The sequence below is a fragment of the Enterovibrio sp. QJM3NY_24 genome, from assembly GCF_057786035.1.
The window spans coordinates 3,356,814-3,379,986 of record NZ_CM173519.1 but is presented as its reverse complement, the minus strand read 5'-3'; the positions used below and the strand labels follow the sequence as shown (position 1 = coordinate 3,379,986).

Annotated in this window: 19 protein-coding genes and 1 pseudogene; 15 read left to right on the top strand and 5 right to left on the bottom strand. The window is 48.1% G+C overall.

Annotated features, from left to right (window positions below; genetic code table 11):
- Window positions 1-23: 23 nt before the first annotated feature.
- Window positions 24-1,901, top strand: a complete 1,878-nt coding sequence (argH, locus tag AC3CIC_RS15185) for an argininosuccinate lyase (RefSeq protein WP_016961955.1) — start codon at window positions 24-26, stop codon at window positions 1,899-1,901.
- 59 nt (window positions 1,902-1,960) lie between these two features.
- Here the strand turns inward: argH and AC3CIC_RS15180 are convergent, their stop codons facing one another.
- From AC3CIC_RS15180 to AC3CIC_RS15170, 3 genes are all read right to left on the bottom strand, one after another.
- Window positions 1,961-2,212, bottom strand: coding sequence for a DUF3624 domain-containing protein (locus AC3CIC_RS15180; RefSeq protein ID WP_026024139.1), 252 nt, complete (start codon window positions 2,210-2,212; stop codon window positions 1,961-1,963).
- Window positions 2,213-2,334: 122 nt separating this feature from the next.
- A complete protein-coding gene (locus AC3CIC_RS15175) occupies window positions 2,335-3,786 on the bottom strand; it encodes a dihydrolipoyl dehydrogenase (RefSeq protein ID WP_016961957.1) in 1,452 nt (483 codons plus the stop codon).
- A 104-nt stretch (window positions 3,787-3,890) separates the two neighbouring features.
- Window positions 3,891-4,622, bottom strand: a complete 732-nt coding sequence (locus AC3CIC_RS15170) for a glutathione peroxidase (RefSeq protein ID WP_016961958.1) — start codon at window positions 4,620-4,622, stop codon at window positions 3,891-3,893.
- A gap of 149 nt (window positions 4,623-4,771) precedes the next feature.
- Between AC3CIC_RS15170 and oxyR the strand changes: the two genes are divergently transcribed.
- Complete coding sequence (gene oxyR / locus AC3CIC_RS15165; protein ID WP_488514978.1) at window positions 4,772-5,680, top strand: DNA-binding transcriptional regulator OxyR; 909 nt, start codon at window positions 4,772-4,774, stop codon at window positions 5,678-5,680.
- 80 nt (window positions 5,681-5,760) lie between these two features.
- On the opposite strand, the gene AC3CIC_RS15160 is transcribed toward oxyR, so the two are convergent.
- Entirely contained in the window at window positions 5,761-8,274 is a 2,514-nt protein-coding gene (locus tag AC3CIC_RS15160; RefSeq protein ID WP_394212497.1) for a penicillin-binding protein 1A, read from the bottom strand.
- 117 nt (window positions 8,275-8,391) lie between these two features.
- Here AC3CIC_RS15160 and pilM point away from each other — a divergent pair, with 117 nt between their 5' ends.
- The 9 genes and pseudogenes from pilM (at window position 8,392) to AC3CIC_RS15115 (ending at window position 17,161) form a co-directional block, all read left to right on the top strand.
- Entirely contained in the window at window positions 8,392-9,366 is a 975-nt protein-coding gene (pilM, locus tag AC3CIC_RS15155) for a type IV pilus biogenesis protein PilM (RefSeq protein WP_017002694.1), read from the top strand.
- Window positions 9,350-9,937, top strand: coding sequence for a PilN domain-containing protein (locus AC3CIC_RS15150; protein ID WP_016961962.1), 588 nt, complete (start codon window positions 9,350-9,352; stop codon window positions 9,935-9,937). The genes pilM and AC3CIC_RS15150 overlap by 17 nt, the downstream gene beginning before the upstream one ends.
- The gene (locus AC3CIC_RS15145; RefSeq protein ID WP_017002696.1) at window positions 9,927-10,520 is read left to right on the top strand and encodes a type IV pilus inner membrane component PilO; all 594 of its coding nucleotides are present in this window, start codon (window positions 9,927-9,929) and stop codon (window positions 10,518-10,520) included. The genes AC3CIC_RS15150 and AC3CIC_RS15145 overlap by 11 nt, the downstream gene beginning before the upstream one ends.
- Entirely contained in the window at window positions 10,517-11,038 is a 522-nt protein-coding gene (locus tag AC3CIC_RS15140) for a pilus assembly protein PilP (protein ID WP_017006888.1), read from the top strand. The genes AC3CIC_RS15145 and AC3CIC_RS15140 overlap by 4 nt, the downstream gene beginning before the upstream one ends.
- Window positions 11,039-11,047: 9 nt before the next feature.
- Window positions 11,048-12,784 carry a type IV pilus secretin PilQ gene (locus AC3CIC_RS15135; RefSeq protein ID WP_488514977.1) on the top strand — a complete coding sequence of 579 codons (1,737 nt, stop codon included), beginning with the start codon at window positions 11,048-11,050 and terminating at the stop codon, window positions 12,782-12,784.
- Window positions 12,785-13,068: 284 nt separating this feature from the next.
- Window positions 13,069-13,587, top strand: coding sequence for a shikimate kinase AroK (gene aroK / locus AC3CIC_RS15130; protein WP_026023777.1), 519 nt, complete (start codon window positions 13,069-13,071; stop codon window positions 13,585-13,587).
- Window positions 13,588-13,605: 18 nt separating this feature from the next.
- The gene (gene aroB, locus AC3CIC_RS15125; RefSeq protein ID WP_488514976.1) at window positions 13,606-14,682 is read left to right on the top strand and encodes a 3-dehydroquinate synthase; all 1,077 of its coding nucleotides are present in this window, start codon (window positions 13,606-13,608) and stop codon (window positions 14,680-14,682) included.
- A gap of 30 nt (window positions 14,683-14,712) precedes the next feature.
- Window positions 14,713-16,221 (top strand): AAA family ATPase, encoded by a 1,509-nt coding sequence (locus tag AC3CIC_RS15120; protein ID WP_488515924.1) that lies wholly within the window; start codon window positions 14,713-14,715, stop codon window positions 16,219-16,221.
- Window positions 16,222-16,325: 104 nt separating this feature from the next.
- Window positions 16,326-17,161 (top strand): annotated as a pseudogene (locus tag AC3CIC_RS15115) (Dam family site-specific DNA-(adenine-N6)-methyltransferase).
- A gap of 24 nt (window positions 17,162-17,185) precedes the next feature.
- Here AC3CIC_RS15115 and AC3CIC_RS15110 read toward each other — a convergent pair.
- Window positions 17,186-17,401: a DUF2970 domain-containing protein gene (locus tag AC3CIC_RS15110; RefSeq protein ID WP_488514975.1), complete on the bottom strand. Its 216-nt coding sequence runs from the start codon at window positions 17,399-17,401 to the stop codon at window positions 17,186-17,188.
- Between the two features lie 174 nt (window positions 17,402-17,575).
- Here AC3CIC_RS15110 and rpe point away from each other — a divergent pair, with 174 nt between their 5' ends.
- The 4 genes from rpe to AC3CIC_RS15090 all read left to right on the top strand — a co-directional run bounded on the left by rpe (window position 17,576) and on the right by AC3CIC_RS15090 (window position 23,119).
- The gene (rpe, locus tag AC3CIC_RS15105) at window positions 17,576-18,250 is read left to right on the top strand and encodes a ribulose-phosphate 3-epimerase (RefSeq protein WP_017006890.1); all 675 of its coding nucleotides are present in this window, start codon (window positions 17,576-17,578) and stop codon (window positions 18,248-18,250) included.
- A gap of 3 nt (window positions 18,251-18,253) precedes the next feature.
- Complete coding sequence (locus AC3CIC_RS15100) at window positions 18,254-18,952, top strand: phosphoglycolate phosphatase (protein WP_016961972.1); 699 nt, start codon at window positions 18,254-18,256, stop codon at window positions 18,950-18,952.
- A gap of 80 nt (window positions 18,953-19,032) precedes the next feature.
- Window positions 19,033-20,049 carry a tryptophan--tRNA ligase gene (gene trpS, locus AC3CIC_RS15095; RefSeq protein ID WP_016961973.1) on the top strand — a complete coding sequence of 339 codons (1,017 nt, stop codon included), beginning with the start codon at window positions 19,033-19,035 and terminating at the stop codon, window positions 20,047-20,049.
- Window positions 20,050-20,302: 253 nt separating this feature from the next.
- Entirely contained in the window at window positions 20,303-23,119 is a 2,817-nt protein-coding gene (locus AC3CIC_RS15090; protein WP_488514974.1) for an ExeM/NucH family extracellular endonuclease, read from the top strand.
- Window positions 23,120-23,173: the final 54 nt, after the last annotated feature.

Here is a 23,173-nt window from a genome sequence, read left to right as displayed (position 1 = left end):
ATAGAGATTAAGGAGAAGTAAATATGGCGTTATGGGGCGGAAGGTTTAGTCAGGCAGCCGACACACGTTTTAAGCAGTTTAATGATTCGTTGCGTTTTGACTATCGCCTCGCGGAGCAGGACATTGTGGGCTCCATCGCTTGGTCTAAAGCGTTGCGCTCAGTGGGTGTTCTGACAGAGCAGGAACAACAACGTTTAGAGTTGGCGCTGAACGAAATTAAGTTAGCTGTGATGGAAGATCCAGAACAGATCCTGCGCTCCGATGCCGAAGATATTCACAGCTGGGTTGAGCAACAGTTGATTGCCAAAGTCGGTGACTTGGGTAAAAAACTGCACACAGGTCGTTCGCGTAACGATCAGGTGGCGACTGATCTCAAGCTTTGGTGTCGTCAGCAGGGTCAGCAGCTTCTCCTTGCTCTTGATAAGCTACAAAACCAAATGGTTCAGGTAGCAGCAGTGAATCAAAGCACCGTATTGCCTGGCTACACGCACTTGCAACGCGCCCAACCGGTGACGTTTGCACACTGGTGCCTCGCGTATGTAGAAATGTTTGAACGTGATTATTCTCGTTTGAGCGATGCGCTAAATCGCCTCGATACCTGCCCATTGGGTTCAGGTGCATTGGCAGGAACTGCGTATCCTATCGACCGTGAAGCGCTAGCGCATAGCCTGGGTTTTCGTCGTGCAACCCGCAATAGCTTAGATTCCGTGTCTGATCGTGACCATGTGATGGAGCTGATGTCGGTGGCAACCGTCTCTATGCTTCACTTGTCACGTATGGCAGAAGACCTGATTTTTTATAACTCGGGCGAATCGAACTTTGTTGAGTTGGCCGATACGGTGACATCAGGTTCATCTTTGATGCCACAAAAGAAAAACCCAGATGCTCTTGAGCTTATTCGAGGCAAGACTGGCCGTGTTTACGGCGCAATGTCCGCCATGATGATGACAGTGAAAGCGCTGCCATTGGCGTACAACAAAGACATGCAAGAAGACAAAGAAGGCCTGTTTGACGCGTTGGATACTTGGTTTGATTGTATCGAGATGGCAGCACTTTGTTTCGATGGCATCAAAATCAACAAAGAACGTACCTTGGAAGCGGCGATGCAAGGCTATTCTAACGCCACAGAGCTAGCTGACTACTTGGTTGCAAAAGGCATTCCTTTCCGTGAAGCGCACCATATTGTGGGTGTTGCAGTTGTTGCCGCCATTGAAAAAGGTTGTGCACTGGAAGAGTTATCGCTGGATGAGATGAAAGAGTTCTCGTCCGTGATTGATGAAGATGTCTATCCGATCCTAACTATTGAATCCTGCCTTGAAAAACGCAGTGCTTTGGGCGGCGTAGCGCCAACCCAAGTGGAATATGCCATCAGTCAGGCAGAGAAGCGTCTAGATAAGCGTTACTCTCCACGGGTGAAAGTGCGTGGTGCAAGGCTGACCGATCTCGATGCCATTGAAGGCATGGTGGTTTACTGGGCGGGGCTGGGTGAAAACTTGCCGCGTGAACGCAATGAATTAGTACGTGATATTGGCTCGTTTGCGGTGGCAGAGCATCAGGGCGAAGTCACAGGCTGTGCATCATTGTACGTTTATGACTCAGGTTTGGCAGAAGTGCGCTCATTGGGTGTGGAAGCAGGCTGGCAGAACCAAGGGCAAGGTAGCGCTATCGTGCAGAACTTGTTGAAGAAAGCCAAAAACATGGCTATCAAGAAAGTGTTTGTACTGACACGTGTTCCTGAGTTCTTTATGGGACAAGGCTTTATTCCAACCTCAAAATCTTTGCTGCCAGAGAAAGTGATGAAAGATTGTGAACGTTGTCCGCGCTTACATGCGTGTGATGAAGTGGCACTTGAGTTTACTTTTGACCAAGACAGACTGATTGCCAAAGCAAACGTTGCGTAAATGGCGAGAATAACAAACATGAAAAAACCGGCTTCGGCCGGTTTTTTGTTTTTAGTCCGCTATGACTGAGTGTCTGAATCGCCTCGGCGAAAAGGCATCAAAATCAAATGAAGTGCGAGCAAGATGGCACTCGCGCCACCTGCAAATAATAACGTAATTGATTCAATGGATTTGGGTGTGTTGCTGAACCACACAAACCAAATTGGCCAAAGCAGCAAATTCATCACTGCAAGCTGAATCATGCAGCGTTTACAGCGCCCAAGTTTGGCGCGTATGGAAAGGGATGCATCTTGGCAGAATCGGCAACTCATTTGCGTTTAGCCCTAAAACAATCAACTGCTTGCAGACTACAAATAAAAAAGCCCTCCGTAAAGGAGGGCAAAGTGCAAGTTTACAAATAGACGAATACGTCAGTATTCCAATAAGGGGTGGATTAGCAGCCCGGACCGCAGTCCAGACAATGTTTAATCATTTCAGGACCTAGGTGCAGTTTTGCATTTAGGTCACGAAGGGCGGTGCGCACGCCTTCTTCAATCACAGGATGGTAGAACGGCATGTCAAGCATCTGCGAAATGGTCATTTGGCTTTGGTGTGCCCATGCAAGCAGGTGTGCAAGGTGCTCAGCATTTGGCCCCATCATTTCTGCGCCCAAGAAACGTCCAGTGCCTTGCTCGCCGTAAACGTTTAACATGCCTTTGTTACGCAGCATCACACGTGAGCGGCCTTGGTTTTCAAACGACACGGTACCAATTTCAAAGCAACCACAGGTGCCAAGACGAGAGGTGATGTCTTTGTAGGTTTCACCTACCATTGCGATTTGTGGATCCGAGAATACCGCCGATATTTTACTGCGACGTAGACCTGCACGGATGTCAGGGAAGCGACCCGCGTTGTCACCCGCAATACGGCCTTGATCGGCAGCTTCGTGAAGCAAAGGCATCTGATTGCTTGAATCACCTGCAATGAAGATGGAATCAACACTGGTTTGCATCGTGTAATGATCGGCTGTCGGTACGCCGCGCGCATCCAATTCCATACCCGTTTTTTCAATGTCTAACTTGTCGACATTTGGACGACGACCTGTTGCGGCCAACACGTAATCAACGACCATGTGTTGCTCCTCGCCTTGCTTGTCGAGGTAACGAATATGAACTTTCTCGCCCTCACGGACCATCTCTTCAACCTTGGCATCGGCATCCAAATAAAACTCTTCATTGAAGGCTTTGTCTGCATAAGCCATTACCGTTGGATCTGTCAGTGGGCCAACTTGTCCGCCAACACCAAACAGTTTCACGTTTACGCCAAGACGATGGAGTGCTTGACCTAACTCTAGACCGATCACGCCAGGGCCAAATACTGCGACGGATTCAGGCAGGTCGTCCCATTCGAACACATCGTCGTTAATGATTAAGCGGTCGCCCAAGTCATTCCAAGGTGCTGGCCATGTCGGGCGGGAGCCGGTTGCAATAACAACGCGCTTTGCTTCGATGCGAGTGTGGTCATCGACCATCAGTGTATGGCTGTCGATGAATGTTGCGTAGCCTGCCACTTTGTCTTCAGCAGGGATTTCATCAACGCCTTCCAACACAAAGCCGACAAAGCGGTCGCGTTCACGTTTAACGCGATCCATCACTTCACGACCATTGATGTTGATTTCACCTTGAGGATAAACGCCGAAGCCTGGCGCTTTCTCGATGTGATGAACAGCTTCAGCGGCGGCAATCAGCAGTTTGGATGGCATGCAACCGACACGGGCACATGTTGTTCCGTAAGGGCCACCTTCAATTATTACAACATTGTCAGTGTGTGCCTTTGCGGCGCGATAAGCACCAAGTCCTGCGGTACCACCACCAATTACAGCTACATCAACATTCAAGGTTTTCATTGTTCTTCTCCAGATGAAACAAATTCCAGAAGGCGCGATAAATCGATAAGGCTTCTAAATAATAAGGGCTGCATGTGCAGCCCTTGGATGACGATTGATTGAGATTAAGCGAAGTACGCTTCCAACTCGTCGCTACCACCAATGTGCTTACCACCGATGAAGACTTGCGGTACGGTTGCACGGCCGCTTATCGCGCGGAGGCTAACGGTAGTGGCATCTTGACCAAGTACAATTTCTTCGAACTGTAGCTTGTTATCGATCAGCAGTTGTTTTGCTTTCGAGCAGAAAGGACAACCTGGTTTGCTGAATACCGTAATGGATTCTTGCAGTTTATGGTCTGGTGCAATGTATGCCAGCATGGTGTCAGCGTCAGACACTTTGAACGGGTCGCCTGGCTCGTTTGGCTCGATGAACATTTTCTCTACTACGCCATCTTTGACTAGCATGCTGTAACGCCATGAGCGCTCACCAAAACCAATGTCATCTTTGGCGACTGCCATGCCCATGCCGCGAGTAAACTCTGCATTGCCGTCTGGGATGAAGGTAATGTTCTCTGCGTCTTGGTCTGCTTTCCATGCGTTCATCACGAAGGTGTCATTCACGGAGACACAAAGGATGTCATCAACGCCGTGCTCTTTAAAGACAGCGTGCAGCTCGTTGTAGCGTGGCAGGTGAGTGGATGAACACGTTGGCGTAAACGCACCTGGCAGGCTGAATACAGCGACTGTCTTGCCAGCAAATAGTTCGTCAGTTGTGACGTTAACCCATGCATCGCCTTGGCGAGTTGGGAACGTTACGTTTGGGATTTTTTGACCTTCTTTGTTAATCAGTTCCATGGTGTTACCCCTTAAATAATTATTGTTTTTTAGTTCTTTAATCCGGTGTTCCCGGTTGATGTGATTATATTATGCCGAGAGGGGTAGATAGATCTAATTGATTAGGTTTATCATTTTAATAAGTGAAATCTATCAAAGGGGCATTTGGCGTGAATATCCGAGATCTCGAATACTTGGTGGCTTTGTCTGAGCATCAGCATTTTCGCAAGGCTGCAGAGGCATGTTTTGTCAGTCAACCTACTCTGAGTGGACAGATACGCAAGCTTGAAGATGAGCTTGGCGTGATGTTGCTTGAGCGTACTAGCCGAAAAGTGTTGTTTACTGATGCGGGAATGCAGCTTGTTAGGCAAGCGCAAAAGATCCTGATGGAAGTAAAAGTGCTGGAAGAAATGGCGAGTCAACAAGGGGAGGAGATGTCGGTCCCTTTGCATGTTGGGTTTATTCCCACGATTGGTCCGTATCTATTGCCGTATATAGTGGCTGCCATTAAGCAGGCTTTCCCTGAGTTAGAGCTATTTTTGCACGAGGCGCAAACCCATCAATTGGTGCAACAGCTCGATGAAGGCAAGCTTGATTGCATTATCGTCGCGACAGTCAAAGAGACCGAGCACTTTAAAGAAATTCCGCTTTATCTCGAGCCGATGTTGGTGGCTGTGCCAGAAAGCCATCGTTGGGCAAAAGAAAAAGAAATCACTATGCCGTCATTGCATGGAGAAAACTTATTAATGCTTGCTGATGGGCACTGCTTGCGCGATCAGGCGCTGGGGTTTTGTTTTGCGGCAGGTGCAAAAGAAGACACACGATTCCGAGCAACCAGCTTGGAAACGCTGCGTAACATGGTCGCAGCCGAAACGGGGATCACCTTGTTGCCTAAGTTATCCGTCCCGAAAAGTATGCACCGTGATGGCGTGGTTTATATCAAAGCGGTTGATCCGGAGCCAACACGGTTGGTTACCTTGGACTATCGTCCTGGCTCGCCGTTGCGAACACGCTATGAAAAACTGGCTGTTGTGATTGCGGATTCGATGAAAGAAGTGTGCCATCCGGTAAGCAGGTAGAAAAGCGGGTGGGTTCAATACAACAAAGGCGCCAATCGGCGCCTTTGTTTATGGTAAGTATTGATGTGAGCGGTTAAGTGTTAGAACAGCTCCTCGCCTTCAGACTCATAAATATTGCCGCCATTTGATGCCGCCGCTGAGACATACTCTGTCGGCTCGGTTCCTTTTTGAAAGTACTCAAACATCGAGCTGGCATCATTCTTACGAGTGAGTAGGCCGGTGTCTCTATCGATACGCACTTTCACGATATCTGATGGTACAACCTTGCGTTGTTCTGGCACATCAACCAGTGCGTCTGACATAAAGTCTATCCACGCAGGCTGTGCTGTTTTAGCGCCCGCTTCGCCACCTGAGACTTGATCATTTGCCAAGTTGGCGTTGCGTGACGTTTTGCCCAACTTACGTGAGTGATCATCAAAACCTACCCAGACGGTTGCCACTAGACCTGGGGAGAAACCCGTGTACCACGCATCTTTTGAGTCGTTAGTCGTCCCTGTTTTACCGCCGATATCACGTCGATTTAGCGGTTTTTGCGCGCGCCAACCTGTGCCGTTCCAGCCAGTGCCTTGACGCCAGTTACCGCCACCCCAAATGTTTGCTTCCAGCATTTCTCTGACCAAGAATGCGTTCTGCTCACTCACGACCTTAGGTGCAAACTCGGGTTCATTTTCCATGCCTGCGGTTTGCTCTAGTAAATTTTCCTCTTCCGACAAGTTCGCTGAGTCACGCTTGCTGGTTGGGTTATCACAATTTTCATGGCAGATGGTTTGCGGGGTTGCGCTGTATTCTAATTCGCCAAATGCATCTTCGACTTTTTCAATGTAATACGGCTTGAGGTAATAACCGCCGTTTGCAAATACACCAAATCCTTGCGCCATTTCCATTGGCGTCAAACTACCTGCGCCCAATGCGAGTGCTTCTGCGCGCGGTAAGTCATCTTGCTTAAAGCCAAAACGGGTGAGGAAGTCGATTGTTTCATCCAGCCCAACACGACGAAGGACACGCACAGCCATGACATTCTTTGATTGTGCCAAACCGATGCGAGCACGGGTTGGGCCATCATAAGTCGGTGGCGAATTCTTCGGACGCCATGCGACACCCTGACTCGCGTCCCATCGATTGATAGGGGCATCATTAACCAGTGTTGCCAGTGTCATGCCTTGATCAATGGCTGCTGAGTAGATGAATGGTTTAATGCTTGAACCTACCTGACGGATAGACTGTGTTGCGCGGTTGAACTTGCTGTGGACGAAGTTAAAGCCGCCCACCAATGCCTTGACGGCACCATTGTCAGGAGAGATAGCAACCATGGCCGTATTGGCATCCGGCACTTGGCTGAGGTGCCAAGTGTCATCGATATTCCGGACCCAAATTTGTTCACCAGCACTCAATATGTCTGCGGCTTGTTTCGGCGCAGAACCTTGACGGGTATCGGTGACATAGCGACGAGCCCATTTCATGCCATTCCAAGGCAGGGTAGCTATATCGCCATTTTGAAGTTCAACCTCGGCGGTTTTTGCGTCAACGTTTGTCACGACAGCAGGTTTGAGATCACCATAGGATGGTTGCTTCTTGAGGTGTGCTTGGATTTTATCAGCATCCCAAGGCGTGGTTTTATCCTTCCACAATGTCGCAACAGCGCCGCGGTAACCATGGCGTTGGTCATAAGAGAGCAAGTTGTTAACAGTAGCTTCTTGTGCTGAATTTTGCAGACGAGAATCGACCGTGGTGTAAACCTTCAAGCCTGATTCATAAACGTCTGCACCGTATTTATCTACAGCCCATGCACGTGCCAATTCTGCCACATAGGGTGCGTTTAGCTCGATTTCAGCGCCATGGTAGCGAGCAACCAGTGGCTCATTTCGAGCCTGCTCATATTCAGAACGGGTAATGTAGCCCTCGTCCAACATACGTTTTAGTACGACGTTACGGCGATGGGTTGCGCGCTCTACCGAATAAATCGGGTTCATTGTTGATGGTGCTTTTGGCATGCCAGCAAGGGTGGCGATTTCACTCAGGGTGAGTTCGTTCAACTCTTTGCCAAAATACACGCGTGCAGCAGCGCCAAATCCGTAGGAGCGATAACCCAAGAAAATCTTGTTGACGTATAGCGTCATGATTTCTTGTTTTGTCAGCAATTGCTCAATGTGGATGGCGATGAAAATCTCTTTGATTTTCCGCATGATTTTCTTCTCATTAGAGAGGAAGAAATTACGTGCCAATTGCTGAGTAATGGTACTCGCGCCTTGTTTGGCGGAGCCAGACATCGCGACCACAATTGCCGCGCGAGTAATGCCAATCGGATCAATGCCAGGATGCTCGTAAAAGCGGCTGTCTTCGGTGGCGATCAATGCATTCATTAAATTTTGAGGAATTTGATCGTAAGTGACTGGTATACGACGTTTTTCACCAAATTGAGAGATAAGTTTGCCGTCTGCGCTAAATACCTGCATTGGTGTTTGCAACTCGACATCTTTGAGGGTGGCTACATCTGGTAACTCTGGTTTTACATAAATATAAAACCCAAAGATTGTACCCACTCCAAACAATATGCAAATCAATGCAATGATAAGCAGCCGCTTAATGAACTTCACTTGATATTTCCCGTCACGTTTTTTGTCGAACCGTCAGATCGATTAGTGTCGTTAGTATAAAGACAACTGAACAAAAAATAACGGATCCGCAAAGAGAACTTTCAAAAAAGTTACTTGATGCTGACTTTTAAGAAGGTAGCGCTGCAAATGTTTGGTGTAACAACAACAGTGGGCATCGATATTGGCACAAGTGCTGTGCGAGCGGCCTTACTTCAGCAAGGTAGCAAATCAGTCGCGTTAAAAACGCTCTTGGTTGTGCCTTACGAAGTAGAAACATTGGAAGCGGTACTACGAGGGTTAAAAAAGCAGATTAGTAAAGCTTGCTCAATGCCTTGGCATTGGCCAAAACACCAAATCATGGGCGTACCGCAAAGCAGTGTTGCGGTAAAACGTTTTCCGCCACTCGCTGACGTGCCAGATCATGAGCAATTTGTGCAAGTGGGCTTGCAGCTCTCTGAAAGCCTTGGACTGCCTATTGACGAACTGCTTTATGATTATCACGTGCTTGACGATAAAAGTGCGACCGAGGTGTATGCCTGTCGAAAGTCCATGCTTAACGAGACGCTCAATGGGCTTGAAAGTGCGGGTTTTGAGCTTTCTGTGATCGAATTACATACTCAAGCTTTAATGCGTTTATATCGCGAGCAGTCAGGCCATCAGTTGATGCAAGGCATAGGCTTGTTGGTCGATGTGGGTAGTGAGCGGTTACAGATTTGTATGGGAGACGGTCAATCGGGACAGTTTTACCGAGAGTTACCCGCCCCGGTACTGTCTGGAGCCTCTGATGCCAAACTGGCTCGACAGCACTTTACTGAACAGCTTGCTGATGTCATTAAGCGTCATTACCAACTTGCTGCGACACAGCTTTCAGGTGCAGAAGTTTCACATGTTTGGCTATCAGGAGAGAGCGCGAAAAGCGTTGATATTTCATTACTTGAAACGTGTTTGTCTTGGCCTACTCAGGCGCTCAACCCCTTACAGGGGCTGGTCTACTCCCCGAATATCATTGAGCAACTCAACGAGCCAGTCAGTGCTTGGTCTACCGCGATTGGTTTAGCACTTCGAGGAGTCTCGCATGATCGTCAGTATTAATTTACTGCCATGGCGTGATAGTAAACGCTTGGCTATGCGTCGACGATTTTTCCACAAAATAATGATTGCGATTTTAGTCGTGGCTGGATGTGTAGGGATGTCGCGTTGGGTGATTTATCAGCAATTAAACACCCAAGAAACGCGTAACGCACGCTTGCAAACTGAAATCGACAGTTTGAATAGCACCTTGCGCACCTTTGCAAAAAGAGAAATCGAGCGAGATGCGCTTCATCGTCGTTTAACCTTGGTCAACTCGCTGCAAAAACAACGCAATAACGCCACCATGCTGTTCAATCTCCTGCCTCAGATAACGCCTGATGGCGTTGTACTCGATAAAGTATCTATGACTTCAGCCAAGGTAAGCATTGAAGGGCGCAGTCGCTCAAATGCCCAACTGGCTAGCTTGCTGGCATTGCTTGAAGATGATGTTGGCGCAGATAACGTGCAAATTCATTCCATCATTAGTGATTCATCGCGCCCTACGTTGGTGGAAAAGCGATTTAAGGCAACGTTTGAGCTTGTGGGATATGTCATTCCCAATTTGCCGCAGGAGAAAAAAAATGACAGCTGATTGGCGTGATTGGGAACTCGATGAGATCCCTGAATGGTCCCCCGTCGCGCAAAACATCTTGCTTGGCGTTTTGGCTGTAACCCTTTTCGCCGCTTCTATTTTCTTTGTTGTGCTGCCAGCACAGGAAGAAGTAAATGCAGCAAAACAAGAGGAGAGCCTGCTTCGTACGCAGTTTCGTATTAAAGCGGAGCAAGTTGCCGCGTTACCCGACGTTGAAGAGCAAGTGCAGGAGCTGCAGCGTTACTATGCGCGCTTAACTCAGCAGCTTCCTGCACAAGATGAACTCGCCCTTTTACTCGCAGGTATCAATGATACTGGGCTCCAATATAACTTGAATTTTGCCCGTCTCAATTGGCGGAGCGGTAAACGTGTCGGTTGGCTTCACCAAGTACCCCTTGAGATTGAACTTAATGGTAGCTATCGCGATATTGGTCAGTTTTCTGCTGCATTGGCTCGTTTACCACGTATTGTCGCGCTGCAAGATTTCACTGTCTCACGCGTTGATAAGCGCAGCGATCTGCGTTTTGTGGTGACAGCGCATACCTATCGATATGAAAACAGGGAATTCGGGGGGGAGCAATGAGATACCTTTCTGGGCTGGCAGTGACACTGGCGTTAACGGGTTGCATGCAACATGAGACATCTCAAGATTTGGATCGCTTCATTGTGCAGACTTACGCTTCTGCGAAGGTGACTGCGACGCAATTGCCACCAGAGCCTAGCTATTTGGCAATGTCGTTTGAGCCCACTGTTGATTCTGATCCCTTTGTATTACCCATCGCAGAGCAAGAGGACACCTTGGCAAAAGGCGATTGCTGGCAACCTAATGATTTACCGAACAATAGAGACGCCTTGGAGGGGTATGAGCTGGCGTCGTTAGATTTTAAAGGTGTAATTGGCTTACCTGGCAGTTATTGGGCCTTAGTTGAAGCGCCAGATAACACGCTACATCGTGTAGGGCTGGGACGCATGATTGGAAATCATAGAGGTCGTGTCGACAGTATTAGCCAGCACACATTATCTCTCACAGAACATTTGCCGGATGGCCTAGGTTGCTGGCAAGTACGTAACGTCAGATTGGCACTAAATAACAATAAATAAGGGTAAAGAATGAGAAGCCTGAGGAAAGGATGCCAAGGCAACGTAAGCGGAGGTGTGCATTGGATTATTGCTTTAGCATGTCTGTTGCTGACGCCCGTTGTGTCTGCGGCCAACCAGTTACAAAACTTGGAATTTGCAAAGGGGGATAATGGTCGAACACTGCTGACCCTGACATTTGCGGATAAATCCGTTGTTACAAACTTTGATAAGAAAGACAAGACATTGACGATAAGTGCCAAAGCGACACAAATCGAAGATAACTTGATTGGAGCAAGAAGCCTTGACCAGATCGAAACCATCGCAACCTCGTTGGATGTGCAGACGGTTGACGACGACACGCAATTAACGCTAAAGACCAAGGGCTTTTTTGGTTACGACTATTATCAAACCAATAATGTGCTAACGGTAGAAATTATCCCGTTCTCATCGCTGCCTAGCGGTCAGTCTAAAAAAGATAAAGCAGCGAAGAAAAACGCCAATATATCGATTAACTTTCAAGATATTTCTGTGCGTTCAGTCCTGCAGATGGTGGCAGAGCACAATGGGTTTAACTTGGTGGTGTCTGATACGGTAAATGGCAATTTAACGCTTAGGCTCGATGATGTTCCGTGGCAAAAAGCACTAGACACCATCTTGAATGTAAAAGGCTTAGATAAGCGCCAGATGGGCAATATTTTGCTGGTGGCACCCAAAGCTGAGCTTGATGAGCAAGAGCGCTTGGTGCTTGAAAAACGTCGCACCGAAAGAGAGCTGGCATCACTGCGTTCAGAAGTGCTGCATATTAAGTACGCCAATGCCGTCGATCTTAAAAACATGCTTGATGGCGACGAAGATGAAGGGATCAGTCTACTGACTGAGCGAGGCAGCATCGCTGTCGACTCACGGACGAATGCCCTAGTGATCAGAGATTTGGCCGACAATATTGATGTGGTGAAGTCACTCATCGCATCATTGGATATTCCTGTTCAGCAAGTGGAGATAGAAGCGAGAATCGTGACCGTTGATGAGGGAACGTTGGAAGAGATTGGTGTGCGTTGGGGTGTCGCTAATCAAAACGGTAATTTCAATGTGGGAGGGTCGATTGAAGGAAATTGGCAACATTCAGATCGCATAGATTTCGGTGCAGATAATGAACCTGATGCTATTGAAATCGATGACTTCCTCAATGTAAACCTTGGCGCGGTGAGTCCTAATGCGGCAAGCATTGCTTTTCAGGTGGCTAATCTAGGCAAAGACTTGCTGTTAGATCTTGAGCTGTCAGCGCTTCAGGCTGAGTCTCGCGCTGAGATCATTTCGTCCCCTCGTTTGCTGACAACCAACAAGCGAGCAGCGTACATTGAACAAGGGACAGAATTGCCTTATCTGGAAGCGTCTTCAAGTGGCGCGGCGGCTGTGTCATTTAAAAAGGCGGTATTGAGTTTATCAGTGACACCTCAAATTACCCCTGACAACAAATTAGTGTTGGATTTGGAGGTCACCCAAGATAAGCCAGCTGGCACAGTAAAAGCGGGTACGGGTGAAGCAATGGCTATCAATACTCAGCGAATTGGTACACAAGTTCTCGTTAATGATGGTGAAACTGTCGTGCTCGGTGGTATTTATCAACACGAAATGATGGAAGGTGTCGATAAAATCCCCCTACTTGGTGACATTCCTGGACTAGGGCAACTCTTTCGCCGTAACTATGAAACCATGGGCAAACGGGAGCTTCTTATCTTTGTTACACCAAGAATTATGGCTCAATAAAGTCATTTAAGTCATTGTGTTATAATTGTTTACCGTAACAAATCGCATGAACAGGCAGAAGTGAGCACCAAGTGCACATTTCAGCCTGTTTCCTTCTTAACCACACTGTGCCCGTAAATTTAAACAGCCCTAAAGGCGTATTTTAAGTTGCCAAAGGGCTAGTTGACCTGAGATAATTTTTGGTCTGATCACGAATTATCTGTGAGGAAATTGGCGCCTCGGGCTTTCAAGTAGCGAGCCTGCGGGCGGTGTTGTTTTCATTAACCGCGCGTATATTGCTTAACATGGCTGAAAAACGAAATATCTTTCTTGTAGGTCCAATGGGGGCTGGCAAAAGCACAATTGGTCGACACCTAGCACAACAACTACACATGGAATTTTTTGACTCGGACACCGTGATTGAAGAGCGCACTGGTGCTGATATCGCATGGGTGTTTGATGTTGAAGGTGAAGAAGGATTCCGTGTTCGCGAAGAGAACGTCATCAACGACCTGACTGAAAAGCAAGGTATCGTGTTGGCGACTGGCGGTGGTTCTATCCTTAGTAAGGAGAGCCGTAATCGTCTGTCTGCTCGTGGCATCGTTGTGTATCTAGAGACCACTATCGAAAAGCAATTGGCACGTACTCAACGTGACAAGAAGCGTCCATTGCTGCAAACCGATCAACCTCGTGAAGTGCTGGAAGCATTGGCGGAAGAGCGTAATCCTCTTTATGAAGAAATCGCTGACTACGTAGTTCGTACTGATGATCAAAGCGCCAAGGTTGTGGCAAACCAAATCATCGAACTATTGGAAAATCACTAAGCACGAAAAAGGCATTCCATGGAAAGGATCGACGTTAACCTAGGCGACAGAAGCTACCCCATATCAATTGGTGCTGGATTGCTCTCAGATCCCACCTTCTTTTCTGATGCTAAAGGTCGTCAAGTGGTGGTTGTCACTAATGACACCGTTGCTCCGCTGTATGCGGATCGTCTCCTGGAAACCTTGAGAAAAGCTGGTGGTTTGCCAGCTTTGCTTACCCTTCCCGATGGTGAGCAGTACAAAACACTAGAGACATTCAACACCATCAATACCTTCTTGCTTGAAGGTAATTACGCCCGTGACGTTTTGATTGTCGCGTTAGGTGGTGGTGTGATTGGTGATCTGGTGGGCTTTGCTGCGGCTTGTTATCAGCGTGGTGTGGACTTTATTCAAGTACCTACTACCCTGTTATCGCAAGTGGATTCCTCTGTGGGGGGGAAAACCGCGGTGAACCATCCTCTTGGTAAAAATATGATCGGCGCGTTTTATCAACCTAAAGCGGTCGTGATTGATATTGACGTGATGAAAACCTTACCTGCACGTGAATTTGCAGCGGGTATGGCTGAAGTTATTAAATACGGCATTATTGTCGACAGTGCCTTTTTTGCATGGCTCGACGAAAACCTCGATGTACTCAACCAGCTTGATTCATCGGCTTTGGTGTATGCCATCAAGCGTTGCTGCCAGATTAAAGCGGATGTTGTTGCTGAAGATGAAAAAGAGTCTGGCGTTCGCGCGTTGCTCAATCTTGGTCATACTTTCGGTCATGCAATCGAAGCTGAAATGGGATACGGCAATTGGTTGCATGGCGAAGCGGTTGCCGCCGGTACCGTGATGGCTGCCAAAACGGCTCAGATTCAACAACTGCTTTCGCAAGAAGATGTTAGCCGTATCACTTCTTTGCTTGAAAAAGCGAATCTCCCCGTGAAAGCACCAGCAAGCATGGACTATGATGCGTTTATTAAGCATATGAAACGCGATAAAAAAGTGCTTTCAGGGCAACTGCGATTCGTGCTGCCAACATCGATTGGTACGTCCGAAGTGGTTGCAAACGTAACATCCGAGACGCTTGCTGAGGTCATTAAGACACACTAAGCGGGTTTGTATATGACAGGCTCCCATGACATGATCGCGCTGGATTTGGACAGTCAGATCCAGCTTTTGTCGAGAATTCAGTTTCTTACTCGATTCAGTTCTAACCTTGTTCAAATCACTGGCGAGCCTGGTGCAGGTAAGACGTGGTTGAGCGAACGCTATCTCGAGAATTGGGCGAACGAGCCCACCCAATCCCTTCTTATCTGCAACCATAGTCAGCAAGATGCGCAACATCGCGCAATCATCTTGCGTCAAATCGTGCGTGATGGCGTGTTCAATGAGCATGATTCCATGCTCCAAAGTCTCGAATATATGCTGGAAGGCAATGGGGTTCATGCCCTTATTGTCATTGATGATGCGCAACGTTTGAGTGCCTCGTTAATCGCTGAACTATGGGCATTGGTGACGCAAGCGCAACAGAGAGATGATTGGCAAATCAATGTGTTGCTGTTTAGTTTGCGTGGTAAATTGAACAAGTGGTTGCACAAAGTCTCTTACGGTCAAGGTGTTAAACCGTTAGAGTTAGAAATCAGCCCACTGGCTGATAATGAACGCGAGATGTTCATCGAAGTCATGATGGTCAACCGCCAATTGGATGCAGCGCAGCGCAGAGCGCTAAAGCAAAAAGCTGCCTCTTTGCCTTCTTTACCCGGCGCTTTGAGAGGGCTGGAACAGCAGGAGACTTCTCTGATGGAAGAGAAAAAACGTCGCTCACCTTTGCCTTTGATTATTCTATTGTTCCTTCTTTTTGCATTAGGTGGTGGTTTGGTGTGGTGGTCAATGGCACCTCAAACTTCACAAGAAGAAATCGTTGTTGAAACACCGGATGGTGTGAAAGAGTTGGCTGCGATGTTGGCCGAAAAAGAAAAAGAGCTAGCGCAACAAACCGCGGAACAGCAGGGGGAACCGGCGCTATCGGATACCTCCGAGGTCACTGATGACATGATTTTTCTGCCCGTCGCACCCGTTGTAGAAGGCATGACTGTTGGGCGTCGCGACCAAGACCGAAGAATTGTTGTTCCAGACAAAGTGGTTGATGCCATCATGGATGATCAAGAAATTGGTGGAGACGGCACCAATGCAGTGACCGAGCCATTAATCCCTGAATTAGCAACACCACAATCAAACACCGCCGCCCAAGCCAATACACAAACAAGCGGAGAAGCGCTCGTTGAGCAAGTGGCTGTGGATGAGACGACGGCATTAGTGACTGAATCAGTCAACGCGAGCTCTGACGTGCCGATGGCAAACAATCTACTGCTGACTGTCCCCGCGTCGCGTTATGCGCTGCAGCTTGCCGCGTTACAGTCTACCCAAGCGGTAGACGAGTTCTTATTGCAATATACTTTGCTAGGTCGTGCTTTGGTGTATGAAACGCGCCGAAACGGTGAGGCTTGGTATATGGTATTACTCGGTGACTACCCAAGTGTGGCAGAGGCTCGCCGTGCAGAATTGGCATTGCCTGCCAATATTCGCAACCTGAATCCATGGGCGAAATCCTTCACTCAAATTCATAAAGAGATTGGACTGGTTAATTAAGCGCAACTTGGCTTCACGTCAGGCGCGAAATTACGCTGATTGATGACAAAAAATGAGATACAATCCGCCACCTTTCGAACAGCTGTGGTAGTGGATACACATTAATGAAAAAGCATCGTGCCTTTCTTAAGTGGGCCGGGGGTAAATACTCTCTGGTTGAGGATATCCGCAAACACCTGCCGGAAGGCAAAAAGCTGATCGAACCTTTCGTTGGAGCAGGCTCTGTATTTCTGAATACAGACTTTGAACATTATCGCCTTGCTGACATCAATCCGGATCTGATTAATCTGTATAATTTGGTCAAACAAGAGCCTCAGCGCTATATCGATGACGTGCGAACCTTGTTTACTCAAGAGTACAATCAAAAAGAAGCCTATTTGTCGATCCGCGAAGAATTTAACGCCACCACAGATCCGTACCTGCGTTCATTGTATTTCCTGTATATGAACCGACATGGATTTAATGGCATTTTTGCCGCTACAACAAGAAAGGCGGCTTCAATGTGCCGTTTGGTTCTTACAAGAAACCTTATTTCCCGCAAGCGGAGCTTGAGTTCTTTTCAGAGAAATCAAAAAAAGCGATCTTTGTGTGCGAAGGATACGAGCAGAGCTTTAAGAGTGCGCGCCGTGGTAGCGTGATGTACTGCGATCCGCCATACGCACCGCTTTCTTCTACTTCCAATTTCACCACCTATTCCAGTGGTGGGTTCAGTCTTGATGATCAAGCCTTACTGGGTGAGTATGCCCGTAAAGCGGCAATGGATAAGAGTGTGCCTGTGCTGGTTTCAAACCATGATACGCCGCTAACGCGAAGTCTTTATCATGGTGCGTATCTCAATGTGGTGCGAGTGAAACGAACCATTAGTCGAAATGGCAGTGGCAGAAACAAAGTGGATGAGCTGCTGGCATTGTTCGCAAGTGAAAGTCCCGAGTCACCTTAATGCTCGGGCTGCACCAATCAGTGATCACTCATTGGGCATGATCAGTGACACAACCCCAATCAACCCCATGACAAACAAAACCACAAAAACAACACCGACAAAAATATAAGGCAGCATGCTCGATTGCTTAAAGTCCCGCTGCCTATTTTTGTCGGACTGTACGCCAAGCATCGCAGCGAACACACTTTTCACTACCTCCCAAATAGTGACCTTTTCTTCTTTTTGCTCGGTGTCGTGCATACACATTCTCTTTGATATTTGCCTGATCTGACTCCAGCTTAGTCTATTCGTCTGGGTGTCACTTGCGCCATCTGTAAAACTGCCGCGTTATGGTATCAATCAGCGGATCTGATAAGACACACGGTCTTTGATGGGGTAGAATTGCGCCGACGTTTGGGCTAGTGAGGCTATAGGATGAAGGATTTTCTGATTGCACCGTCAATACTCTCGGCGGATTTCGCACGTTTAGGTGAAGATGTCGCAAATGTACTGGCAGCGGGCGCTGACGTGGTGCATTTTGATGTGATGGACAACCATTTTGTACCAAACCTGACGTTTGGTGCGCCTATCTGTCAAGCACTTCGTGACTATGGCATCACCGCGCCAATTGACGTTCACCTGATGGTGAAGCCCGTTGACCGCATCATTCCTGATTTTGCCAAAGCCGGCGCAACGATGATCACCTTCCATGCAGAAGCAAGTGATCACGTAGATCGCAGCCTACAGTTAATCAAAGATCATGGCTGTCAGGCCGGATTGGTTTTCAACCCAGCTACGCCGCTGCACTATCTTGATCATGTGATGGACAAGCTCGACATGATTTTGTTGATGTCGGTTAACCCTGGTTTTGGCGGCCAGTCCTTCATTCCTGAAACATTGAATAAACTGCGCGAAGTGCGTCGTCGTATTGACGAAAGCGGTCGCAATATTCGCCTCGAAATTGATGGCGGCATTAAAGTAGATAATATCCGCGAAGTGGCAGAAGCCGGTGCTGACATGTTTGTCGCAGGCTCAGCTATTTTCAGTCAGCCTGATTACAAAGCAGTGATTGATGAAATGCGCGCGGAACTGAGTAAAGTAGGAAAATAATTCGTGACGGCAACCTTTGAAACCATCAAATACATCGCTTTTGATTTAGACGGTACGTTAGTCGACAGTGCCCCCGATCTTGCCGAAGGCATTCGCATGGCGCTAGCTGACCTTAACCTGCACACGGTGACGGATAACGACGTACGTGGTTGGATTGGCAATGGCGCGGAAATCATGCTCAAGCGTGCTTTAAGCCAAAGCGTTAATATCAACCCAGAATTGGATGAAGCGCTGTACCAAAAAATCCGTGCACGTTTTGATTTTCACTACGCGAACAACGGTCATGACAAAACTGTCGTGTACCCAGGTGTGAAAGACACGCTTTCAGCCTTGAAAGAGGCGGGTTATACGATGGGTATTGTGACCAACAAGCCGTATCAGTTTGTGCCTGAAATTTTGGAAGACCTCGGTTTGGCGCATTACTTTAGTGATGTGATTGGCGGGGATTCTTTGCCAACGAACAAGCCGGATCCAGAAGGGTTGGTTAGCCTACGTGACAAGCATGGTTTGAGTGATGTGCAAATGATGATGGTAGGTGACTCGAAAAACGATATCCTAGCCGCCAAAAATGCTGGCATTATCTCTGTTGGCCTGACATACGGGTATAACTATGGCGAGCCCATTAGCGACAGCGCGCCGGAATTTGTCGCAGACCAATTTAACCAGCTTTTAACGGTTCTCAGCACCGAAAAAACAGCGTAAATTAAAGATTCGAATTTTCTCGAACATACAGCCAGCGTTTAGTCACGCTGGCTGAATTGACTGACAGGAACAGAAAGAACATGAGTAATCCTACGACCAAACCCATTGTACTTAGCGGTGTTCAACCTTCTGGTGAACTCAGTATCGGCAACTACATTGGAGCTTTGCGTCAGTGGGAACAGATGCAAGATGACTACGATTGCCAATACTGCATCGTTGACTTGCATGCCATTACGGTACGTCAAGAAGCGTCAAAGCTTCGTGAAGCCACGCTGGACTCGCTTGCATTGTGCCTTGCTGTGGGTGTTAGCCCAGAAAAGAGCAACCTGTTTATTCAATCTCACGTGCCAGAGCATGCACAATTGGGTTGGGTGCTGAATTGCTACACCCAAATGGGTGAGTTAAATCGCATGACCCAGTTTAAAGATAAATCATCTCGCCACGCTGAAAATATTAATGCGGGTCTGTTTGGTTACCCCGTATTGATGGCTGCTGACATTTTGCTGTATCAAGCGAACCAAGTGCCTGTTGGTCATGACCAAAAGCAGCACCTTGAGCTAGCACGTGATGTCGCACACCGTTTCAACAATGTGTATGGCGAAGTGTTCTCTGTACCAGAGCCTTACATCCCACAAGTGGGTGCACGCGTGATGAGCTTGCAAGATCCGACTAAGAAGATGTCGAAGTCGGATGATAACCGCAACAACGTGATTGGTTTGCTAGAAGATCCAAAAGCCATTGCGAAGAAAATTAAGCGTGCCATGACGGATTCAGAAGAGCCGCCACGTGTGCTGTTCGACATCGAAAACAAGCCGGGTGTCGCGAACTTGATGGGCTTGATGTCTGTTGCGACGGGCAAGACGTTTGCTGAAATTGAAGCAGACTACGCCGACAAAATGTACGGTCACCTAAAAACCGACACGGCAGACGCCGTGGTGGCGATGCTTGAGCCTGTACAGGCGCGTTATAAGCAGTTCCGTGAAGATCGTGACTATCTTGATCAGGTTATGAAAGCGGGCGCTGAAAAAGCCTCCGTACGTGCAGCCGTGACACTGAAGAAAGTGTACGAAGCTGTGGGTTTTGTGACCCGTCCATAGTCATAGTCTTCGCCAACATCGATAAAAAGCAGCCAAACCGCTGCTTTTTTTGTCTCCAAATCCTCCCAATCTCAATCTGTTTGCGACGCACTTAACGATTTCGGTTTGTGTTGAAGCTTGAATCAGTGTCCTATTTCAAAAAGAAACGCCCTCTCTCTATTAGAAGAACTGCGGCTTTCATCACTTAAATGAAATCTCAGGCTGTTAAATCATTTGTTGTGTTTATGACTTCACACGCAAAAAAGGACAGCAAATGAAGACTTCAACATGGAGCTCTCTGGCTCTAGCTTTAAGTGTCGCTCTGCCCGCCAGCGCCGATGTATTGATCACGGAATATGTCGAAGGCTCGTCAAACAACAAGGCGATCGAAATTTCCAACCTCGGTACGTCCAGTGTTGCGCTGGATAATTGGGTGTTGAAATTGGCGTTCAACAGTAACGAGACGTTCTCATCCACCATCGCCCTTTCTGGCTCATTGGCCGCAGGGGAGAGTGTTGTGGTGGGGAACAGCAACGCGTCTGCTGATGTCACCGACGTTAGTCAAATCACTTCTGGTTCGTTAAGCTTTAATGGCAATGACGTGATGGCATTGGTTGATGATAACGACAATGTAGTCGACAGCTTAGGTGAGCTTGCCTTGGGGTCGACGTATGCCGCCAACACAACGTTGCGTCGCAAAGAAGGCAGTACTGGCCGTACTGATGTCACCGGCGCGTTTGACCCCGCAGTGGAGTGGCAAAGCTTCGCTCAAGATACGTTTGATGGCCTTGGTTGTAGTGGCCTTGAGGCATGTGATGGCGGCGGGGGGGGTGGCACTACCTTTACATGTGTCGATGAAACCTTAACACCAACCTATGCCGTGCAAGGTAGCGGGGCGCGCAGTCCACTTGTCCCAGATGGCAGTTTTGAGAGTACGGACGACTACTTTGTTTCCGGTGTGGTCACAGCAGTGACGACAGGGTTGTACAAAGGCTTTTGGCTGCAAGATGCCAACGGCGACAATGACGCTGCTACCTCTGATGGTCTCTTTGTTTTCACGAGCCAAGCACCGACTGATGTGGAACCCGGCATGCAAGTCTGTGCTGGTGGTAAGGTCAAAGAATTCTTCAGCTTTACCGAGTTGGACGCATCAGGTAACAACTGGGAAGTGATCGATACTGTCGGTGAATTGGCTGCCACGGATCTGGTGGTAGATGAAGGTGAAACTTTAGATGACGCACTGGAACGCCACGAAGGCATGAAAGTCCGTCTGACACAGACCAGCGATATGGTTGTCACGCGTAACTTTGGTTTCGATTTTGACGCGTTCCGTAACAATATGGTGCTGTCACATGATGAGCCACTGTTCAAGCCGACTCAGCTTCACATTGCAGGCTCGCAGGAGGCGGCGGATTTAGTTGCAGAAAATGATGCCAACCAACTGTTTATTGAGTCTGATCTGAAAGCGCCAGATGGTGTAGTGCCGTATTTCCCTGACCTGGATGCTGAGCAAGGTTACATCCGTATCGGTGATACCGTGACCAACCTTGAGGGCGTGATTGGTTATAGCTTTAGTGACTATCGTCTCGTGACAACCAACACGATTACTGCGGGTGATTTTGTGCGCGAGCAAGACCGCACCGCCGCGCCGCAATCCTTCGACGACACCAATTTGAAGGTTGCTAGCTTTAACGTGTTGAACTACTTCACCAGTGCCAGCGCTATTGGTGGTGACTTGAATGTCACCTGTGACGATCAGGCGGATGCGGATGCATCTCGCGGCTGTAACCGAGGTACCAAAGACGCGGCAGAGTTTGCGTTGCAACAGGCGAAAATCGTTAATGCATTGCAGGCAATGAATGCAGATATCGTTGGCTTGATGGAAATCGAGAACAATGGCTTTGCTGATTCTGGCGCATTGGCGAACTTGGTGACCGAGCTAAACAGTCGTTTTGCTGATGAAACGGATCATTACACCTATGTGACACCAGCAACCAATGATCTGACCGAAGGGGCGTTCCTAGGTGGTGACGCGATACAAGTGGCGTTGATTTATCGTCCTGAGAAAGTCACACCAGCTTCCGACGCCGTGGTCGTGCGTATGCCTGAGCAGCACATCAGTGGTGCTAACCCTGATGGTGAGGAGCGTCAATTAGATAAGTTCCAACGTGATAGCTTACTGCAAACCTTCAGTGTGGTTGAGGGTGAAAATCTATCCGTTGCCGTGAGCCACTTTAAATCGAAAGGCTCTGGCTGCTATGAAGATTGGGTTGCGGGCGAATTCAATGATGACCCCGCCGATCTGCAAGGGCGCTGTAACGAATTCCGTGTGTCAGCAGCAGAAACACTCGGGAACGCGTTAATCGATGTGCAAGGCGATATCATTGCGCTTGGCGACTTCAATGCCTACGGACAAGAAGATCCCATGCGTGTAATGACCGATTATGACGCTGCCAATGCATCGCGCAAAATTGTCACGGCGGCTGGCACCTCGATTGCGGGTGTGACGCTGGATGAAATGGCGCGGGAAGTGGGTGATGGCTTCGGCTATGTCAATCTGGCGACTTACGCTTTAGGTGATGATGCCTTCTCTTATACCTTTGACGGTGAGCTAGGTAGTTTGGATCACGCTGTCGGTAATACGAGCGTGGTTGAAAAGCTGACTGGCGTGGAAGATTGGCATATCAACTCGGTAGAAAGCACCTTGTTTGAATATTCAGGCCGCTTTACCGGTGATTTGGTTAAATCGGATAATCCGTATTCATCCTCTGATCACGATCCTGTGATTGTCAGTTTGAATTACGTCGAGGCTCCACAGAAATTCACGTTGAGATTCAAAAACAAAAGCTTCTTCTGGGTACAACCCACCATTAACGGTGACGTTAACCCCAATCGTCCTTGGCTGCGTTGGAAGAGCAATCGTAAGTACAATCAAAACAGCGAATTTCTTACCAATGAAGGTATTGGCTACGGAGATTCGGTATCACTCGGCATTCGTCTTTGGGGCTTTATTGATATCCCATGTGGACAGGTCACACTCGATGAGAAAACAACCGCTGTTTTCCGTCGCTTTACCTGCAACATCAAATAATGAGGTTTTAATCTAAAAATAGGCTCCTGCGGGCGCCTATTTTTTACCCTTCTT

What these genes read in the sequence shown, in the direction of transcription:
- aroK (WP_026023777.1), top strand. Translation starts at nt 13,069, where the DNA reads ATGGCTGAAAAACGAAATATCTTTCTTGTAGGTCCAATGGGGGCTGGC.
- argH (WP_016961955.1), top strand. Translation starts at nt 24, where the DNA reads ATGGCGTTATGGGGCGGAAGGTTTAGTCAGGCAGCCGACACACGTTTT.
- pilM (WP_017002694.1), top strand. Translation starts at nt 8,392, where the DNA reads ATGCTGACTTTTAAGAAGGTAGCGCTGCAAATGTTTGGTGTAACAACA.
- AC3CIC_RS15135 (WP_488514977.1), top strand. Translation starts at nt 11,048, where the DNA reads ATGAGAAGCCTGAGGAAAGGATGCCAAGGCAACGTAAGCGGAGGTGTG.
- AC3CIC_RS15120 (WP_488515924.1), top strand. Translation starts at nt 14,713, where the DNA reads ATGATCGCGCTGGATTTGGACAGTCAGATCCAGCTTTTGTCGAGAATT.
- AC3CIC_RS15170 (WP_016961958.1), bottom strand. Translation starts at nt 4,622, where the DNA reads ATGGAACTGATTAACAAAGAAGGTCAAAAAATCCCAAACGTAACGTTC.
- aroB (WP_488514976.1), top strand. Translation starts at nt 13,606, where the DNA reads ATGGAAAGGATCGACGTTAACCTAGGCGACAGAAGCTACCCCATATCA.
- AC3CIC_RS15145 (WP_017002696.1), top strand. Translation starts at nt 9,927, where the DNA reads ATGACAGCTGATTGGCGTGATTGGGAACTCGATGAGATCCCTGAATGG.
- AC3CIC_RS15150 (WP_016961962.1), top strand. Translation starts at nt 9,350, where the DNA reads ATGATCGTCAGTATTAATTTACTGCCATGGCGTGATAGTAAACGCTTG.
- AC3CIC_RS15175 (WP_016961957.1), bottom strand. Translation starts at nt 3,786, where the DNA reads ATGAAAACCTTGAATGTTGATGTAGCTGTAATTGGTGGTGGTACCGCA.
- AC3CIC_RS15140 (WP_017006888.1), top strand. Translation starts at nt 10,517, where the DNA reads ATGAGATACCTTTCTGGGCTGGCAGTGACACTGGCGTTAACGGGTTGC.
- AC3CIC_RS15180 (WP_026024139.1), bottom strand. Translation starts at nt 2,212, where the DNA reads ATGAGTTGCCGATTCTGCCAAGATGCATCCCTTTCCATACGCGCCAAA.
- rpe (WP_017006890.1), top strand. Translation starts at nt 17,576, where the DNA reads ATGAAGGATTTTCTGATTGCACCGTCAATACTCTCGGCGGATTTCGCA.
- AC3CIC_RS15090 (WP_488514974.1), top strand. Translation starts at nt 20,303, where the DNA reads ATGAAGACTTCAACATGGAGCTCTCTGGCTCTAGCTTTAAGTGTCGCT.
- AC3CIC_RS15110 (WP_488514975.1), bottom strand. Translation starts at nt 17,401, where the DNA reads ATGCACGACACCGAGCAAAAAGAAGAAAAGGTCACTATTTGGGAGGTA.
- trpS (WP_016961973.1), top strand. Translation starts at nt 19,033, where the DNA reads ATGAGTAATCCTACGACCAAACCCATTGTACTTAGCGGTGTTCAACCT.